Raw genomic sequence first — 16,813 nt, 5'->3', positions numbered from 1 at the left:
GCTCGTCAGACTGTACGAGACCTGGAGGTCGGCTTTCAGATTTTCCTGGCGTGTCCTGAGTTCTGCGAGATCGACGCTCTCGAGATTGCTGTATCCAAGGGTCAGGAACTTTATCTTGGAATCGAGCAGGTTGTCGGCGGCTTTCATTCTGGATTGAACGATGCCGACGCTGGCTTGGATCTGCGTCAGGTTGAACGCGGCATGGCTCGCCAAGTCCCGCATCTTGTCGTACACGATCGACTGCGTCGACGGGGCGAGGCTGGTCAGCCCGATTTCGGAACCGACCGTATACAGCATTGCGAGCTGTCGAACGGCCTGAACGTTGGCATTGACGGATGTCTCCGCCGTTTCGCCGCCAGCGAGTTCACTGCGGATGTTGACGTTCGACGCACCGGACCATGTCGCACCCCATTGAGGGTCGGCGAAAAGCGCGGATGCGGGGCCGTCGAGGAAGGCCTGCATCTGTGTCGCCGTGATGTTGGTCGCGGCTGGCAGCGTTCCGGGAGCGAAGCCGAAGGCGGTTTGGAACGCCTGCGCGAAGGCTAGCTTGGCAGCCGCCGGCGGCACGGATTGCGTATCCGCGATCGGGCGTCGGTCGGTATCGATTCCGGAGAAAAGGAATTGGCCCGCGACGGCGGAGTTCAGATGCGCGATCAGCGCCGAGAGTCGCGATGACGCCTCCTTGACCGTCTCGGCCCCGTTGCTGCTGAACAGCTTTCCAGGGGTGACGAGGGCGAGAAAGGACTCGCTGTCCGTCCGGATCTGGGTCAGCGCATCGTAGGTGCCGCTGACCCGGAGCCCGGTTATGTTGTTGCGGCTCTGTTGCGCCTTGAGGTCGTCGACCTCCTGTCTCAGATTGATGTCTGTTCCGGTCCTGTGGCCGAGCTCAAGGCCGACATCGGCGTATCGGCCGCCCTGCACCATTTCGGCATTCGCCTTCGCGATCTCCGCCTCCAGCCGGGCGGCGCCGGCGCGGGGTGAGTTCCAGAGCGTGGCGGTAGAGATGTAGCTCGTTTTCATGACGCTACCTCACGGCATCAAGGAGAGACTGGATCATCGCATTGACGGTCGCGATAAGCTTGGCGGACGCCGCGTAGGATTTCTCGAGCTGCAGCATCGAGGCGACTTCCTCGTCGCGGTTCACGCCGGTCGTGTTCGAGAGCGCGGTCGATGCGCTGTCCAGCACCGCTGATTCTTTGTCGACTTGGAGGGACGCAGCCTTGCGGGCGGCTTCGAGCCAGCTCGCCGACGCCGCCGCGGCGGTTTGCAGGGATGCCGAGGTCGGCAGTTCCGAGGCCGCCGCAAAGGGCCGCTCCGCGCCGAGGGCGGCGCGCAAGGCGTTCAAGTGATCGGAGAAGGCGGCAGCCTGCGTGTCGTTGTACAGATATTGCGCCCCCGCATTCATGCCGCCGTCGCGCAGCGTGAACGGGTTGCCGCCCTGCTCGGGATCGGCTGCGGCGTTGACGCGGATGGTGTGGGCGAGCCCCGTAATGCCTGCCCCGGGAAGCGCCGGGCCGCCGGGATAGGTGAACAGGCCGGCCCGGGCCGCGCCGATCGCGGACGTCTTGTCCGTCTCCGACAGGGCGTTGATCAATCCGGCGGCGATGGCGTCGAGCTGCTTCTGATACGTGACCGTGACTTCGTCGCGGATCGTCATCTGTCCCACGATCCGGCCGGATTGCAGCGGCATCAGGGAGCCGTTGCCGGTCACGCGCATCCCGTCGATGAACACCGCCTTGCCGGTCGTCCCGGCCGCGAAGGCGGATGTCGGTTCGAAGGTGACCGTCCGAGGCTGCCTTTCGAACAGGGGCGAGCCGTTATCGGCGTAGATCGCCATGTCGTTGTTCTCACGGACGACCGTGCTGATGCCGATCTCCTGGGACAACTGGGTGAGGATCTTGTCCCTGTTGTCGAGCGCATCGCTGATATCGTCCCCGCGCGCCGTCCCGAGGACGACGGCCTTATTGGCCGCGTCGAACTTTCCGAGCAGGTCGTTGATCGTGGCGACGGACTCGGCGATCTCCTGGTCGGCGCTCAGCCGGGCGGCCTGCACCGTGTCGCTCGCTTGGTTCAGCGCGCGCGCGAGGTCCCGCGCGGCCGCAACGGCGGCCTTCGCCAGATTCACGTCGTTCGGCTGGTTGGCGGCATCGCCCAGTGCCGAGTTCAGGATACCGACCTTTGCGGCGATGGAGCGCTGCGCGTCCGTGTCGCCGACCGTACCCTCCAGCGTGGTGAGCCCGGTCAGGATCGCCTCATAGCCGGCGAGTTCCGACGTGCTGCTCATCATCCGATCGAACAACGCCGTGTTGCTGGCGCGGTTGATGACGACCCGGACCGGCCCGTCCGTCGTGACGAGCGATGCGATCTTTCGCGAATAGGCCGGATCGTGGGCCCCGGCGATGTTCCGCGACACGACGTCGGTCTGGGTCGCGTTGGCGAGCAGGGATCCGCGCGCGGCGTTCAGTGCAACGGAAAGGCCCATGTGGAACGTCCTCTATTCCAGCTCAGCGCTTCAGGTTCACGAGGAGTTCGAGCATTTCGGCGCCGGTCTGAAACACTTTGGAATTGGCGCCGTAGCTGGTCTGCGATTGGATCATCGTCGCCAGCTCGGGTCCGAGATCGACGTTCGATTCTTCGAGCATGCCCTTCAGGATCTGCCCGCGCCCGCCGACGGTGGCGAAGCCGATTGGGGCGTGCCCGAACTGGGGGTGGTATCGAAGACATTGCCGGCCTGCGGACTCAGATTGTCCGGGCTCTCGACAGTGGCGAGCGGGACCTTGAAGGCCGCCGCCTTCTTGCCGTCCTGATAGACGGCGTACACCGTCCCGTCCCTGTCGATGTCCGTTCCCACGACGCTCATCGGGGCGCTTCCGTTGGCGCCCCCCGTGATCGTGTATTCGCCTGCCAGAGCCGTCATGTTGGCCATGTCGATAGACATGGGCTGGCCCTTTGGAACGGTAAAGTTCAGTTTCGGCAGGCCTTGAATTTTGCCATTGCTGTCGAACGTCAGATTTGTCTGGCCGAGCGGTGATCCGGGAAAGTTCGCGGGTTTGCTGGAATCGTAGGCCGAGACCTGCCACGTGTTGGATGCCGTCTTCGAGAAGTACAGATCGACGACAACGGCGTGGCCGAGATTGTCATAGGTGGTTATGCTGGTCGCCTTCGTGAAATTCGCCCCGCCCGTGACGATCGCCGCGTCGGCAGGAAGGTTGCCGCTGATCGTTCCGATGGTGGAGGGGCGGGCCTGCATGGACAGGCTGGCCGTGTTGACGGGCACGAGCCCGTCATAGCTGTTCAGCGAGACCTTCGGATCGCCCGAGGCCAGGCTGTAGCCCATCAGGTGCATGCCGGCTGCATTCACGAGATCCTTGGTTGTCGCGTCTTCGATGAAATTCCCGGCTCGGGTCAGGTAAGTCCTGCCGCCGGGATCCTTGACGACGAAGAACCCGTTGCCGTTGACGGCGAGGTCGGTGGCGGACGTCGTCGCGGATCTGGTGCCCTGGCTCGTGATCGCGTGTCGCACGATCGTATCGACCGATCCGGACTCGTAGGATCCCGGGTTCGGGTCGATCAGGAGCGACGAGAACTCGGTTGATGCGCGCTTGTACCCGGTTGTATTCTGATTCTGGATATTGTCAGCAACCGTTCCAAGTCGATTGGTTTGGGCGTTCATTCCGGAGACGCCGCTGTTCAGCACACCATAAAGTCCCATGACGAACGTCCCCGTTTTTTGATCATGTTCGGCCGACTCTGATCAGAGATCGCTTGCGCGAAGCTTTCCGAGCGGCTTTTCTGAACCGGCGCCGGCGAGCGACGCGGTTCCTCGTGACGCCCTGCCATCGGCACGGGCGATCGACCCTCCCCCCTCGGATCCGGGTCCGCCCCGTGCCTCCGTTGATCAGGTTCGCAACGCGTTCGCGAGGTCCAGGAAGGCGTCGAGGCTGCGCGGCTCGGTGGGATCCTGCCGGAGGGCCGCATAGATCTTCGGGACCAAGACGACGGCTTGGTCGAGTTCCGGATCCGCTCCGGCCTGGTATCCCCCCATCTGGCGCAGGTCCCGGGAATCCTCGAAACGCGCGACCAGGCTCTTGAGCATGCGGACGAGTTCGCGCTGCTGCGGGGTCCACACGACGTCGGCCAGGCGTGAGATCGAGCCGAGCAGGTTGATCGCCGGATAGCGGCCCTGATCGGCGATCGCCCGGTCGAGGACGATATGGCCGTCGAGGGTGCCGCGGATGCTGTCGGCCACCGGGTCGTTGTGGTCGTCTCCGTCGATCAGGACCGAGAAGATGCCGGTGATCGTGCCGCCGCCCTCGGTCCCCGGCCCGGCCCGTTCCAGCAGACGCGGCAGATCGCCGAACACGCTCGGCGGATAGCCCCGTGCCACTGGCGGTTCGCCGGCCGCGAGGGCCACCTCCCGGGCGGCATGGGCAAAGCGCGTGACCGAATCGAGGATGAGCAGGACCGATTGGCCCTGATCGCGAAAATACTCGGCGACGGCGAACGCGAGCTTCGGCGCCTGCCGGCGCATCATCGGGCTCTCGTCGCCCGTGGCGACCACGACCACCGACCGGGACCGACTGTCCTGTACAGGGCCCTCGAGGAACTCCCGAACCTCGCGCCCGCGCTCGCCGACCAGGGCGACGACCACGGCGTCGAATCCGGAGCAGCGGGCCAGCATGGACAGCAGCGTGGTCTTCCCGACCCCGGAGCCCGCGAAGATGCCGATGCGCTGCGCCGCGCAGAGCGGCGTGAACAGGTCCATGGCCCGCACGCCGGTCGGAAGCGGCCGGTTCACCCGGGACCGCAGCATCGCGGGCGGAGGATCGGCATCCAGCGGCATCGCCCGCGCGCCCTTGGCCAACGGCCCCTTTCCGTCGATGGGCTGCCCCAGGGCGTTGATGACGCGATCCTTCCAGTCCTCGCAGGGTCGGGGATCCGAGGTCGGCACGCGATAGGCGGGCGATCCGAGGCCGGCGCCGATCCGGCTCTCGAACGGCTTGAGGATCGCCCCGTCTTCGTCGATCCGCACGACCTCGCCGTCGAGATTCCGCCCGCCGGTCTCGATCTGCATCCGATCGCCGAGCCTCAGCAGGGGGGTGTTGATGCGGATGCGGCAATGGCCGAACCCGATCTCCCGGACGACTCCCCCGACTCTGACGAGGGGATGATCGTCCCGGTCCTCCAGCACGCGGGCGAGCCGGTCGAGGGCGTTCATGCTCATCTCAGCACGCGGCAGCCTTGTGGAGTCCACGATGGCGGTCGCTTACGCGCTCGGGCCGAGGCCGCGGATCGCGTCCTGCAGCGAGGATTCGGTTTCGGCCACCGCGGCGGCCGCATTCTGGAAGGTGCGCGTGATCTCGATGAGCCGGGACATCTCCATCACCGGATTGACGTTGGCCCCCTCCTGGAATCCCTGCTGAACCCGGACCGTGGTCGCGTCGCGCTGATTGAAGTCCAGAATCGGCTGGCCCGGCCTGTCCGACGCGACGGCACCGCCGGCGACACGGGTGAGTTTCGCGGCCGGGTCCAGACGGAACACGCCGAGTGCGCCGATCTGATTGGTGCCCTGGGATATGATCCCGTCCTGTCCGATCGTGATCGGGGGCCCTTCCGGATCGACGGTCAGGGGCGAACCGCCGGGGTCCAGGATCGGGCGCCCGCTCAGATCCTGCAGGTCGCCGGCCGCCGTGACCTGCATCCGGCCGTCGCGGGTATAGACCGGACCTCCTGGGCCCCGCACGGCCAGCCAGCCGTCCCCCTGCACGCCGACGTCGAGGGGCGAATCCGTCTTGATGAGCGGTCCGGCCTTGCGCGACAGGAAGGTCTCGCCCGGCGTCGTGAACGCGACCTCGCGCCCGCCCGCCTCGGACAGGATCGTCTCGAACTTGACCTCTTCCGCACGGTAGCCGGCGGTCCCGAGATTGGCGACGTTGGTCGCCACGGTGTTCAGGCGCTGTTCGAGCGCCATCTGGGCGGACAGCGTGACGTAAAGCGACGCCTGCATGTCAGTGCCCCCCCAGCCGGATGGATTGCAGCTTGAGCAGAAGCCCGGTGTCGAAGCCCGAATCGGACCCGCCGAAGAGCGACAGCGTCGGCGTCGATGCCGTATCGTTCTTCTGATCCCACATGATCGTGAAGCGCTTGATGAATTTGTCGAGTTTTTCCGGATCTTTGAAGCTCGATATATCGATTTTTCTGTTGATCATCGCCGCCTGAGAATCAATATTTGACCTTGCTGTCTCCGGAGAGAGGCCGAGCACTGTCCGAACGACTTCGGCCAGCGCCTTGTCAGCCAGGATGCCATACGCGGATTTGACGTTTCCGGCCTGGCGCCGGAAGTAGAGGGCCAGCCGCGTGCCCTGATCCTCTGCGCCGACATCGCTCTCCAGGGTCTGCTGGACATAGGCGTCGATCGTCGCCGTGCGAGCCGCGTTGCGCGCATCCTTGAATCGATCAAGAAACTGGCTGAGAGTCCTGGGATCTCGCAGTGTCAGGACGTCGAGTTTCTTCGCGATCAGAGCGGCCTGGGCGTCGGAGTCTTTCGATGCCGTGGTGGCGGGAAGGCCCAGGGTGGTCCAGACAATGTCTGTGAGCACGCCATCGGCAACGATATCCGCAGCGGAGTAAAGGGTGCCCGCCTTAGCCTTGAAATAAGTGACCAATTTCTCCGTTTCCGCGTCGGATCCTGCATAGACTCCCGCGGGCCGGAAATAAGAATCGACGATCGCTCTGCGACCGTCCTTGCGGGCCTCGACAAACTGATCGACGAGCTGGTTCAAAGCCGTCGGATTCCCGAAGGTCGCAGCGTCAAATTTGCTCTCGATCTGTGAGGCCTGTGTTGCGATGTCGTCCTTCTCGGAGGCCGGCGGCAGCCCGACCGCCGTCCGGATAATGGAGGACAGTTTGCGATCCGCGGCGATGTCGCTTGCGGATTTGACGTGCTCTGCAATGTCCAGGATGTATTGTGCGTCGCGTTCTGTTTGGTTGTCGTATTGGGAGCGGCGCTGTTCAATCGGTTTGTTCGATCCGATGGCCTCCATCATGGCCGCGATTTCGGGGTTGTCAAATGTCTTCGGCTTACTGGGATCCTCGCCGTAAGACCTGAAGTTGAAGGCGTTTGCAAAATCCCTGTATCGGGAATCCTGAAGTCGGTTGACCAGAATGTGCCCGTTCGCATCGGGCTCTCCCAGAAGAACCTTCTTCATGAAGCCCTTGGCGTAGGTCATGTCTTCAAGGCCAAAAGCCCGCATCGCGAACGCGAACAAGCGCGCATTGCCGATGAAATCATCGACGGATTTAACGCTGCCGATGTGGTCGGCAAAATATTTTGTCTCGAGGGCCACAGATCTTTCTGCAGCCTTGTTGATCAATGATTTGGAAATATCTCTCGAGATGATCTGATATTGTGCGGCCGTCGAAGACATGTGTCGTCTCCAGGTTTTGTATGAAGTTTGTCGTATTGCGACAATGATTCAGCCACAATATCGATGAGAGTTTGCCAATCTCGCAGGCCGGGGCCAGACTCTTTTTAGGTGGTGGAGCTTGTCCGGACCTTGCCTGGGTCGTCGCCGAGGCCGTCGTGCGCAGCGGAGATGGGGCGCGTATCCGGAATAACCTTATGGCGTTCGCTGTCCTCTGATAGGCCGTGATTGACAGCGCCCGGCTTCTGTCGGTGCCGCGCCCGACATCCGTCCCTCTGCTGAGGGACGACCGAGCGATCTCGATCGGGATCCCGTTCGAGGTTTGCTGCGGTGTCCTCTGAGAAAGGCGCCCTTCCGCGACGGGCTGCGGCTTCGGGATCGTCGGCGTCGCAAGGGCAAGGGCGAGTGCCCGTCTCGGACGGGCAATCGCCCCGGCAACGGCATCGGGCGCCCCACGCAGGCTCCAGCCCGACGCAAGCATGACCGTCTACGGCCCGGTGTAGCGATCCATACGACGTCGAGGCGCTACGTGGGTGTTATCATCGGCTTGCTGACCGCGATGGTCTGTGTCGCGGGCGGCTTCTGGGCCATGGGCGGCCACCTCATGGTGGTCTGGCAGCCTTTCGAATTCATCATTGTCGGGGGCGCCGCGATCGGTGCGTTCATCGTCGCCAACCCGGCGCGGGTGGTGATGGACACCGCCGGTGCGGTCCGGGATGCTCTGTTCGCACGGGAGCCGAGACAGGAGGATTACCTTTCCTTGCTCGGCCTTTTGTTCGCGCTGACACGGGAACTTCGGTCAAAGCCGCGCAACGAGGTCGAAACTCACTTGGACAGACCGGATGAGTCCGAGATCTTCAAGGCCTATCCGCGCGTGGCCCGCGACCAGGAACTGACGCTGTTCATCTGCGACTATGTCCGTCTCATTCTGGTCGGCAATGCGCGGCCCTACGAGATCGAGGCGCTGATGGAGGAGGAGATCGCGACGCACCGCGGCGACAAGCTGAAGGTCTACTTCGCGCTGATGAACATGGCCGACGGCTTGCCGGCCCTGGGGATCGTGGCGGCGATCCTCGGTATCGTGAAGGCGATGGGGGCGCTCGACCAATCCCCCGCCCTGCTGGGAAGCCTGATCGGGGCCGCCCTGGTGGGCACCTTCACCGGCATTCTCGTCTCCTACAGCGTCGTGGCGCCGCTCGCCAACAAGGTGAAGGCGACCCGCGAGGCGCAGGCCCGGGTCTTCATCATCGTCAAGCAGACTCTGCTGGCCTTCATGAACGGCGCGCTGCCCCAGATCGCCGTCGAGCATGGCCGCAAGGCCATCACGGCGGCCTACCGGCCGACGATCGACGAGGTGGAGAACGCGACGATCACGGGCGCGCCGCGCAGCGAGAGCGCCCTGCGTGAGGCGGCTTGATCATGGACAAACAACCGGTCGCCAACGACATCCGGGATCGGCTCCTGGACGCCGCAGGGCTCTCCCTCGATCGCCTGCCGATGCTGCACGTGATCCTCGACCGGGCGGCGACGTTCTGCGCGGAGCAGCTCCGCCACCTCGCAGCCTCCCCGGTCTACTTCTCGCTGAGCAATGTCGAGAGCCAGCGGTTCGGAGACATCCTGGAGCCCTACGAGGCGAACGCGGTCGCCGGCATCTTCAAGGCGCCCGAATGGGACAGTCACATCCTGGTCGGTTTCGACCGCGACTTCATCTTCACGATGGTGGAGGCGCTCCTCGGTGCCGACGGCTCCGAACCGCCGCTCGACGAGGAACGATCCTTCTCGAATATCGAGATGCGGATCGCGCAGCGCCTCTTCGAGCAGATCGGCAAGGCGATGCAGTCCGCATTCGCGCTGGTGGCGGACACGCCGTTCAAGCTCGAGCGGACGGAGCTGCGAATGGATTTCGCCGTCATCGGCCGCCGGAACAACCAAGCGGTGGCGGCGAAATTCGTCCTGCAGGCGCTCAATCGCGGCGGAGAGATGTTCATCGTCATCCCGCAATCCGTCCTGAATCCGATGCGGCAGAGCCTGGCGCGGATCCTGGTGGGTGAGACCTCCGCCCGGGACTCCCGGTGGACGAAGCAGATCGCCGGCGAGGTGCAGAAGACGCCGGTGACCCTCAAGGCGATCCTGGAGGAGAAGCAGCTGACGCTCGGCGAGATCGCCGAGCTCAGCGTGGGCCAGGTGCTAGAACTGCGGGCGACCCCGCGCAGCCGTGTCAAGCTGGTCGGCAACGACCGCGATCTGTTCTGGTGCGATGTCGGGCAGGAGGAGGGCGGCGTCGTCCTGCGCGTGGACCGCTTCATCGATCAGGATCAGGAATTTATCGATGATGTTCTCTCTCGCTGAGGCCCTGCTGTTCGCGGCCCTGGTCGCGACGACCGCCTGCCTCGTACCGATGTACATGCGACTGAAGCGGCTCGACCGGTATCATGCCCAGTACCGCGACATGGTCGATTGGAGCGCGTCCGCCCTCGTCGGCGCGAGCAACGCCGTCCAGTCCTTCGCCCAGGACGGGCGTGTCGTCCTCGAAGATCTGAGCCGCGAGATCGAGTGCGCCAAGGTGGCCCTGGCCGAGCTGAAGGCGGAGCGGATCAGGCTGGCGAACGCGGCACAGCCCGGCGATGCGAGCCCTGAACCTGCCGTCGGCGGCAACCTGACGAGCGCCTGATGCCGGCTCAGCCGACGTGGCCACCCTCCCCCGCGACCGCCGGTCCCGGTGCGGCTCGGCCGCGAATCGTCCCATCCTTGAGGAGCGTTTGATGTCATCCCCCGCAGACCACGTGAATGTCGAGTCCGGGACCGGGAGTGGGCATAGCGACAGCCTGTTCGCCAAGATCGAGGCGCATGCCGACGGCCAGCGGGCGCAGGACGAGCGCTTGGGCCATGGCCGGAATCTCGATTCCATCCTCCGGATTCCGGTCTTGATGCAGGTGGTCCTCGGATCGGCCACGATGCCGGTCGCCAACCTGATGAAGCTGGGCCGAGGAGCGATCGTTCCCCTGGACCATCGCGTGGGCGAACCGGTCGACGTCGTCGTGAACGGCCGCGTCATCGCCCGGGGCGAAGTCGTCGTGGTCGAGGACGACAATTCCCGCTTCGGCGTGTCCCTCACCGAAATCGTCGGTCCCGCAGCGGCCGATTCCAACGGCTGAGAGGAAGCAGCGCCATGGCCGCAGGTTCCATGACCAAAGTCGGTCGAAGAGTGCTGACCCCTGCCGAGGAGGTCGCGGCCGTCCTCATCGCGATGAAGAAGACGACGGCCAGCCGGCTCGTCAAGTATTTCGACCAGGCCGAACTGAAGCAGATCACGCGCGCCGTCTCGCAGCTCGGGCCCGTCCCCAAGCCGCAGCTCGAGACGATCGTCGAGCAGCTGGCGGCCTTCTTCGCCGACGGGGCGAACCTGATCGGGACGGCCCGCGAGATGGAGAAGCTGCTGGAGGGGGTCCTGCCTCCGGAGCAGATCGCCGAGATCATGGCCGATGTGCTCGGCGGGGGGGAGCGGTCGATCTGGGACCGGATCTCGAACGGCTCGGAGACGGCTCTTGCCGCCTACCTGATCAAGGAACATCCGCAGACCGCGGCCCTGATCCTGTCGAAGGTCAAGCCGGCCTGTGCCGCCAAGGTGATGGCCCAGCTCCCGGCGCCGATGCGCAACGCGGTCATGCGGCGCATGCTGACGTTCAAGCCGATCGTCGAGACCACGATGAAGATGATCGAACAGACCATCCACGAGGACTTCATGATCAATCTGGCGCGCAACGCCGCGGCGGATACCCATTCGCGCATGGCCGACATCATCAACAAGATGGAGCGCCAGAGCATGGAGGAGGTCCTGGACAACCTCACGCAGTCGCGCCCGAAATCGGCGGAGATCCTGAAGAGCCTGCTCTTCACCTTCGACGACATCATCAACCTGACACCGCGGGCCCGCACGACCCTGTTCGACCAGATCCCCCACGAGAAGGTCATCCTGGCGCTCAAGGGCACGAGCGGACAGCTGCGCAACGTCGTGCTCAGTGCCCTGACGGCCCGCGCGCGGCGCCTGGTGGAGCACGAACTCGAGGGCGGCGAGCCCGCCTCGCAGCGGGATGTGCACGAGGCCCGCCGCGCGATCACCGATCAGGCGCTCGAGATGGCCGCCCGAGGCGAGATCGAACTCAGCTCCGCGGATTCGGATGAGACCTACATCCGCTGAGCGGGACTGCCGCGATGTCGGATGACAAGGAGAGCAAAACCGAGGCGGCCAGCGAGAAGAAGATCAGCGACGCGGTCGCGCAGGGCAATACCCCCTTCTCGCGCGAGGCCCCGGTCTTCGCCTCGATCATGGGCCTGCTGGTCTTCCTCGTGTTCGTGGTGCGGGATCAGGGGGCTGCATTCGTGCGGCGGCTCACCCTGCTCCTCGAGCAGCCGCGCAACTTCAGCGTGGAGACCAGCCCGGACGCCACGCGCCTCGTTCACGCCCTGGCCCTGGAAATGGGCCGGTTCCTGTTGCCGGTTCTGGTGATCCTGCTCGTCGCCGGGATCGCCGCCTCGATCTTTCAGAACGCGCCCCGCATCGTGTTTGATCGCATCCAGCCCCAATGGTCTCGCATCTCGCCCGCGAGCGGCTGGAAGCGGATCTTCAGTACACAGGGGTTTGTCGAGTTCGGAAAGAGCCTCTTCAAGTTTCTGGCGATCGGCGGCATGTCCTTCATGGTTCTGCGCGCAGACCGGTACGAGATCGTGGACGCCATGTTTGTGGATCCGATCGGCCTGCCCGAGTTCCTGCTGACCCTGTCGGTCCGCCTCATCTCGGCCGTCAGCGTGGCGACCATCGCGCTGGTGGCGGGCGATCTGGTCTGGTCCCGCCTGCGCTGGCAGCGTGACCTGCGGATGTCGCGACAGGAGCTGAAGGACGAGTTCAAGCAGCTCGAGGGCGACCCGCTTGTGAAGGCCAGGCTGCGCTCGCTGGCGCAGGACCGGCTGCGCAAGCAGATGATGGCGGCGGTGCCCCGCGCCACGATGATCCTGGCGAACCCGACGCACTTCGCCATCGCGCTGCGCTACGATCAGAGCGAGAGCGACGCCCCGGTGGTGCTGGCCAAGGGGGCGGACCTGATCGCCCTGCGCATCCGCGAGATCGCCGAGAGGAACCGGATCGAGGTGGTCGTCGACAAGGCCCTGACCCGGGCGATGTACGACCACGTGGAGATCAATCAGGCAATCCCGGCGGAATTCTACCGGGCGGTGGCGAATCTCCTCGTCTACGTGATGACGCGCAAGCGCCGCTGAGCGGCCGCGGGTGACCGGCCCGCGGATCGGGGAACCCGGCCTGGCCGGCCGGCGCCCCCCCCGGCGGGCGCCGGCCCTCAGAAATGCGGGAGGGCGCGCCGCGGGGCGACGATCGCTTGTCGAACCCGGCCCCTGATCCTGGCGCCCGCGTTCCCCGGCCTCAGGCCGCCCGACCGTCGGCCTGTCGGCGCTTCGCCTCCCGGCGGAACCGGTGCAGCACGAACTCGGTGTAGCCGTTGGGCTGGCGCGCGCCCTCGAACACCAGGGCCTCCGCGGCCCGGAAAGCCGGGCCGTCGAAGCCCGGAGCCATCGGCCGGTAGGCCGGATCGCCCGCGTTCTGGCGGTCGACCACCGCCGCCATCCGCCGCAACGCCGCGTCGACCTGCGCCCGGTCCACGATCCCGTGGCGCAGCCAGTTGGCGATGTGCTGGCTGGAGATCCGCAGGGTGGCGCGGTCCTCCATCAGGCCGACCTCGTGGATGTCCGGCACCTTCGAGCAGCCGACGCCCTGGTCGATCCAGCGGACCACGTAGCCCAGGATCCCCTGGCAGTTGTTGTCGAGCTCCTCCCGGATCGCCTCCGGCGCAAAGGCGCCCTCGGCGAGGGGCAGGATCAGCATGGCGTCCCGGGTGGCGGGCGCCCGGCCGGCCAGGTCCGCCTGGCGGGCACGGACATCCGTCCGGTGGTAGTGCAGCGCGTGGAGCGTGGCCGCCGTCGGCGACGGCACCCAGGCGGTGTTGGCGCCGGCTTCCGGGTGGGCGCCCTTCGCCTCCAGCATCGCCGCCATCTGGTCGGGGGCGGCCCACATGCCCTTGCCGATCTGCGCGTGGCCCGGCAAGCCACAGGCGAGGCCGGCATCGACATTCCCGTCCTCGTAGGCCTTGATCCAGGCGGTCGCCTTCATGGAATCCTTGCGGACCACTGGACCGGCCTCCAGGGAGGTGTGGATCTCGTCCCCGGTCCGGTCGAGGAAGCCGGTGTTGATGAAGAACAGCCGGTCCGCCGCGGCGGCGATCGCCGCCTTCAGGTTGAGCGTCGTGCGCCGCTCCTCGTCCATCACGCCGATCTTGAGCGTCCGCGGCGCGAGCCCGACGAGGGCCTCGACCCGCCCGAACAGCTCCACCGCGAAGGCGACCTCGTCGGGGCCGTGCAGCTTCGGCTTGACCATGTAGACCGAGCCCGTCCGGCTGTTGCGCAAGGAGCCGGTCCCATTCAGGTCGTGCAGGGCGATCAGCGCGGTCACCGCCGCGTCGAGGAGCGTCTCGGGGATCTCGGCGCCGTCGAGGGTCACGGCGTCGGTGTACATGTGATGGCCGACATGCCGGACCAGCATCAGCGACCGCCCCGGCAGGGTCAGGCTTCCCCCGTCGGGCGCCGTGTAGGTGCGGTCCGCGGCAAGCCGCCGCTCGACGGTCCGGCCGCCCTTGGACAGGGTGGCCACGAGGTCGCCGCGCATCAGGCCGAGCCAGCTGCGATAGACCGCGACCTTGTCGGCCGCGTCCACGGCGGCGACCGAATCCTCCATGTCCATGATGGTCGAGAGGGCGGATTCCAGCACCACGTCGGCGATGCCGGCGGGGTCGGTGCGGCCGATCGGGCTCGTCCGGTCGATGACGATCTCGACGTGCAGGCCGTTGTGGCGCAGCAGGAGCGCGGTCGGCGCCTCGGGGGCGCCGGTATAGCCCGCGAAGTCCGCCGTGCCGGTCAGGCCGGCGCTCCGTCCGGCGCCGAGAGCGACGGCGAGGCGGCCGCCCGTCACCGAGAAGCCCACCGCATCCGCCCAGGAGCCGACGCTGAGCGGGGCGGTCGCGTCGAGGAGGGCCTTGGTCTTGGCCACCACGGCGGCGCCCCGGGCCGGGTTGAACCCGGTGCCGGGGGCGAGGTCGCCGTCCTGCGGGATCGCGTCGGTGCCGTAGAGGGCGTCGTAGAGGCTGCCCCAGCGGGCATTGGCGGCGTTGAGCGCGTAGCGGGCGTTCGAGATCGGCACGACGAGCTGGGGCCCGCCATTTTGCGCGATCTCCGCGTCCACGTTCTCCGTGGTCACCCGCACAGCGTCGGGCTCCGGCTGCAGGTAGCCGATCTGCGTGAGGTAGGCCGCGTAGGCGGCCGGATCGTGCGGCAGGCCGCGATGGTCGCGGTGCCAGGAATCGATGTCGGCCTGGAGGCCGTCGCGCCGGTCGAGCAGCGCCCGATTGTGCGGTGCGAGGTCGCGGACGATCGCCGCGAAGCCCGACCAGAACCGGTCGGCCGAGAGGCCGGTTCCGGGCAGCGCCTCCTCGGACAGGAAGGTGCGGAGATCCTCGGCGACGACGAGATTCGACATGCGATCCTCTGGGAAATGGGGCGCCGTGCGTCAGAAAAAGTCGAACGGCCCGTGAAATTTTTTTGATCTCACAGCGATAGACCGCTTGGCACCCGCCGAAAAGTCGGCAAAAGGGATTTAATTTTTTCCGCAGCGTTGAGAATGAACGACCAGAGCGACCTGGAGATCTTCGCCCGGGTGGTGCGAACCGGCAGCCTGACCCGGGCCGGGTCGGAGCTCGGCCTGTCGGTGGCGGTGGTCTCGAAGCGGCTGAAGCGGCTGGAGGAGCGGCTCGCCGTGCGCCTGCTGCACCGCACCACGCGGCGGCTGGCGCCGACCGATATCGGCGCGGCGTTCTTCGAGCGGATCGCCCCGATCGTCGACGCCATCGCGGAGGCCGAAAGCCTCGTCTCGCAGAACGCCACGCGGGCGCGGGGAACGCTCCGGGTGACGGCGCCGAGTTCCTTCGGGCGCCTGCACATCGTCCCGCATCTGGGGGCCTTCTTCGCCCTCCACCCCGACCTCGTGCTGAACCTGGAGCTGAGCGACGATTTCGAGTCCATCGTCGAGCGCGGCTACGACCTCGCCATCCGGGTGGGCGCGCTGGAGAGTTCCGGACTGACGGCGGTGCGCCTCGCGCCGGTGCGGCGGGTTCTGTGCGCGCGGCCGAGCTACCTCGATGCGGCGGGGCGACCGCAGACCCTGGACGATCTGCGCGGCCATGTGTGCCTCGCCACCGAGAACCAGAACCCCTGGCGGCTCATCGGACCGGAGGGACCCTGCACGGTCACCGCGTCGGGCCCCCTGCGCACCCATTCCAACGAGGTGGTGCGCGAGGCGGTGATCGGCGGCCTCGGGATCGCGCTCCGCTCCACCTGGGACGTGCACGCGGAGCTGCGCGGCGGGCTCCTGGAGGTGGTGCTGCCCGCCTACACGGCCGCGGCCTCGGCGGGCATCTTCGCGGTCTATCCGAGCCGCGCCTTCGTGCCCGCCAAGACCCGGGCCTTCATCGCGTTCCTGAAGCAGACCTACCGGTCGAGCGGGGCCTGGACGGAGGGGTGAGGGGGGGCGAGGGGCGACGCGTCCCCCTCCCCCGCAGAAGCGACCGACGTCACACAGCCGGCGCCGCGCGCTCCGCCTCACGAGGGAGAGGGGACAGGCACTCGTCGCTCACGACTTTGATGGCCGGCGGAATACGGGTGAAACCGCCCGCCCGGAAGCGGGGGCGCGGATCCCACCCGATCGACGTCGCGCCTCACCCCGCCGCGAAGACATCGGGATCGGTCCGCGCCAGCATCCGCTTGAACGCCGCCCATTCGTTGTCGGGCGCTCCCTGGACGACGACGCGGTCGTAGCCGGCGGCGTATTGCCCGGCGGTCTTGGTGGCGATGGCGGCGGAGGGCCGGATCACCGGCGCGCCGGCCGCCTGGATCGCCAGCTGCGCCCGGCACGAGCGCTCCATGTTGTGCATCAGCCGGAACGCCTCGCCGACCGTGCGCCCGCAGGTCAGCAGGCCGTGGTTGCGCAGCACCATCACGGGCTTGTCGCCGAGATCGGCCACCAGCCGCTGCCGCTCGTCGAGATCGAGGGCGATGCCCTCGTAAGCGTGGTAGGCGACGCGCCCCGTGAACTGCATCGACCACTGGTTCAGGGGCAGCAGCCCCTCCTCCTGACAGGAGACCGCGACCCCCGCCACCGTGTGGGTGTGCAGCACGCAGATCGCGTCGGCGCGGGCGGCGTGGATGGCGCTGTGGATCGTGAACCCGGCCGGATTGATGCCGAGCCCCATCGGGTTCGCGAGCACGTGGCCGTC

General features: G+C 66.4%; 14 protein-coding genes and 1 pseudogene. 7 read left to right on the top strand and 8 right to left on the bottom strand.

Annotated elements, in window-relative coordinates; translation table 11 throughout:
* The 6 genes and pseudogenes from I53_RS07485 to I53_RS07460 all read right to left on the bottom strand — a co-directional run.
* Nucleotides 1–1,020, bottom strand: a 1,020-nt coding sequence (locus I53_RS07485; RefSeq protein ID WP_043348578.1) for a flagellar hook-associated family protein, incomplete at its 3' end; no start/stop codon positions are given.
* 4 nt (nucleotides 1,021–1,024) lie between these two features.
* Nucleotides 1,025–2,482, bottom strand: a complete 1,458-nt coding sequence (gene flgK / locus I53_RS07480) for a flagellar hook-associated protein FlgK (protein WP_043348575.1) — start codon at nucleotides 2,480–2,482, stop codon at nucleotides 1,025–1,027.
* A 22-nt stretch (nucleotides 2,483–2,504) separates the two neighbouring features.
* Nucleotides 2,505–3,712, bottom strand: a pseudogene (locus tag I53_RS07475) (flagellar hook protein FlgE).
* Between the two features lie 186 nt (nucleotides 3,713–3,898).
* Nucleotides 3,899–5,224: a flagellar protein export ATPase FliI gene (gene fliI, locus I53_RS07470; RefSeq protein ID WP_083935996.1), complete on the bottom strand. Its 1,326-nt coding sequence runs from the start codon at nucleotides 5,222–5,224 to the stop codon at nucleotides 3,899–3,901.
* Between the two features lie 42 nt (nucleotides 5,225–5,266).
* The gene (gene flgF / locus I53_RS07465; RefSeq protein ID WP_043348571.1) at nucleotides 5,267–6,007 is read right to left on the bottom strand and encodes a flagellar basal-body rod protein FlgF; all 741 of its coding nucleotides are present in this window, start codon (nucleotides 6,005–6,007) and stop codon (nucleotides 5,267–5,269) included.
* 1 nt (nucleotide 6,008) lies between these two features.
* Nucleotides 6,009–7,427, bottom strand: coding sequence for a DUF1217 domain-containing protein (locus I53_RS07460; protein WP_043348568.1), 1,419 nt, complete (start codon nucleotides 7,425–7,427; stop codon nucleotides 6,009–6,011).
* 526 nt (nucleotides 7,428–7,953) lie between these two features.
* On the opposite strand from I53_RS07460, the gene motA reads away from it, so the two are divergent.
* The 6 genes from motA (at nucleotide 7,954) to flhB (ending at nucleotide 12,698) form a co-directional block, all read left to right on the top strand.
* Nucleotides 7,954–8,841 (top strand): flagellar motor stator protein MotA, encoded by an 888-nt coding sequence (gene motA, locus I53_RS07455; protein ID WP_043348565.1) that lies wholly within the window; start codon nucleotides 7,954–7,956, stop codon nucleotides 8,839–8,841.
* A gap of 2 nt (nucleotides 8,842–8,843) precedes the next feature.
* Nucleotides 8,844–9,773: a flagellar motor switch protein FliM gene (locus I53_RS07450; RefSeq protein WP_043348563.1), complete on the top strand. Its 930-nt coding sequence runs from the start codon at nucleotides 8,844–8,846 to the stop codon at nucleotides 9,771–9,773.
* The gene (locus tag I53_RS07445) at nucleotides 9,754–10,095 is read left to right on the top strand and encodes a hypothetical protein (protein WP_236952921.1); all 342 of its coding nucleotides are present in this window, start codon (nucleotides 9,754–9,756) and stop codon (nucleotides 10,093–10,095) included. Before I53_RS07450 ends, I53_RS07445 begins: the two co-directional genes overlap by 20 nt.
* Before the next feature lie 91 nt (nucleotides 10,096–10,186).
* The gene (gene fliN, locus I53_RS07440) at nucleotides 10,187–10,579 is read left to right on the top strand and encodes a flagellar motor switch protein FliN (RefSeq protein WP_043348558.1); all 393 of its coding nucleotides are present in this window, start codon (nucleotides 10,187–10,189) and stop codon (nucleotides 10,577–10,579) included.
* A 14-nt stretch (nucleotides 10,580–10,593) separates the two neighbouring features.
* Entirely contained in the window at nucleotides 10,594–11,622 is a 1,029-nt protein-coding gene (locus I53_RS07435; protein WP_043348557.1) for a flagellar motor switch protein FliG, read from the top strand.
* Between the two features lie 14 nt (nucleotides 11,623–11,636).
* Entirely contained in the window at nucleotides 11,637–12,698 is a 1,062-nt protein-coding gene (flhB, locus tag I53_RS07430) for a flagellar biosynthesis protein FlhB (RefSeq protein WP_043348554.1), read from the top strand.
* Between the two features lie 160 nt (nucleotides 12,699–12,858).
* On the opposite strand, the gene I53_RS07425 is transcribed toward flhB, so the two are convergent.
* Nucleotides 12,859–15,021, bottom strand: a complete 2,163-nt coding sequence (locus tag I53_RS07425; protein ID WP_043348552.1) for a malate synthase G — start codon at nucleotides 15,019–15,021, stop codon at nucleotides 12,859–12,861.
* Between the two features lie 141 nt (nucleotides 15,022–15,162).
* On the opposite strand from I53_RS07425, the gene I53_RS07420 reads away from it, so the two are divergent.
* Entirely contained in the window at nucleotides 15,163–16,062 is a 900-nt protein-coding gene (locus tag I53_RS07420; protein WP_043348549.1) for a LysR family transcriptional regulator, read from the top strand.
* A 193-nt stretch (nucleotides 16,063–16,255) separates the two neighbouring features.
* On the opposite strand, the gene I53_RS07415 is transcribed toward I53_RS07420, so the two are convergent.
* Nucleotides 16,256–16,813: class II aldolase/adducin family protein (locus tag I53_RS07415; protein ID WP_043348546.1), on the bottom strand; the 558-nt coding region annotated here is incomplete at its 5' end.

Origin of the sequence: Methylobacterium sp. B1, from assembly GCF_000333255.1 — a bacterium.
GTDB classification, from domain to species: Bacteria; Pseudomonadota; Alphaproteobacteria; order Rhizobiales; family Beijerinckiaceae; genus Methylobacterium; species Methylobacterium fujisawaense.
The sequence above is the reverse complement of the archived record's forward strand: the minus strand, read 5'-3'. Positions and strand labels throughout refer to the sequence as shown.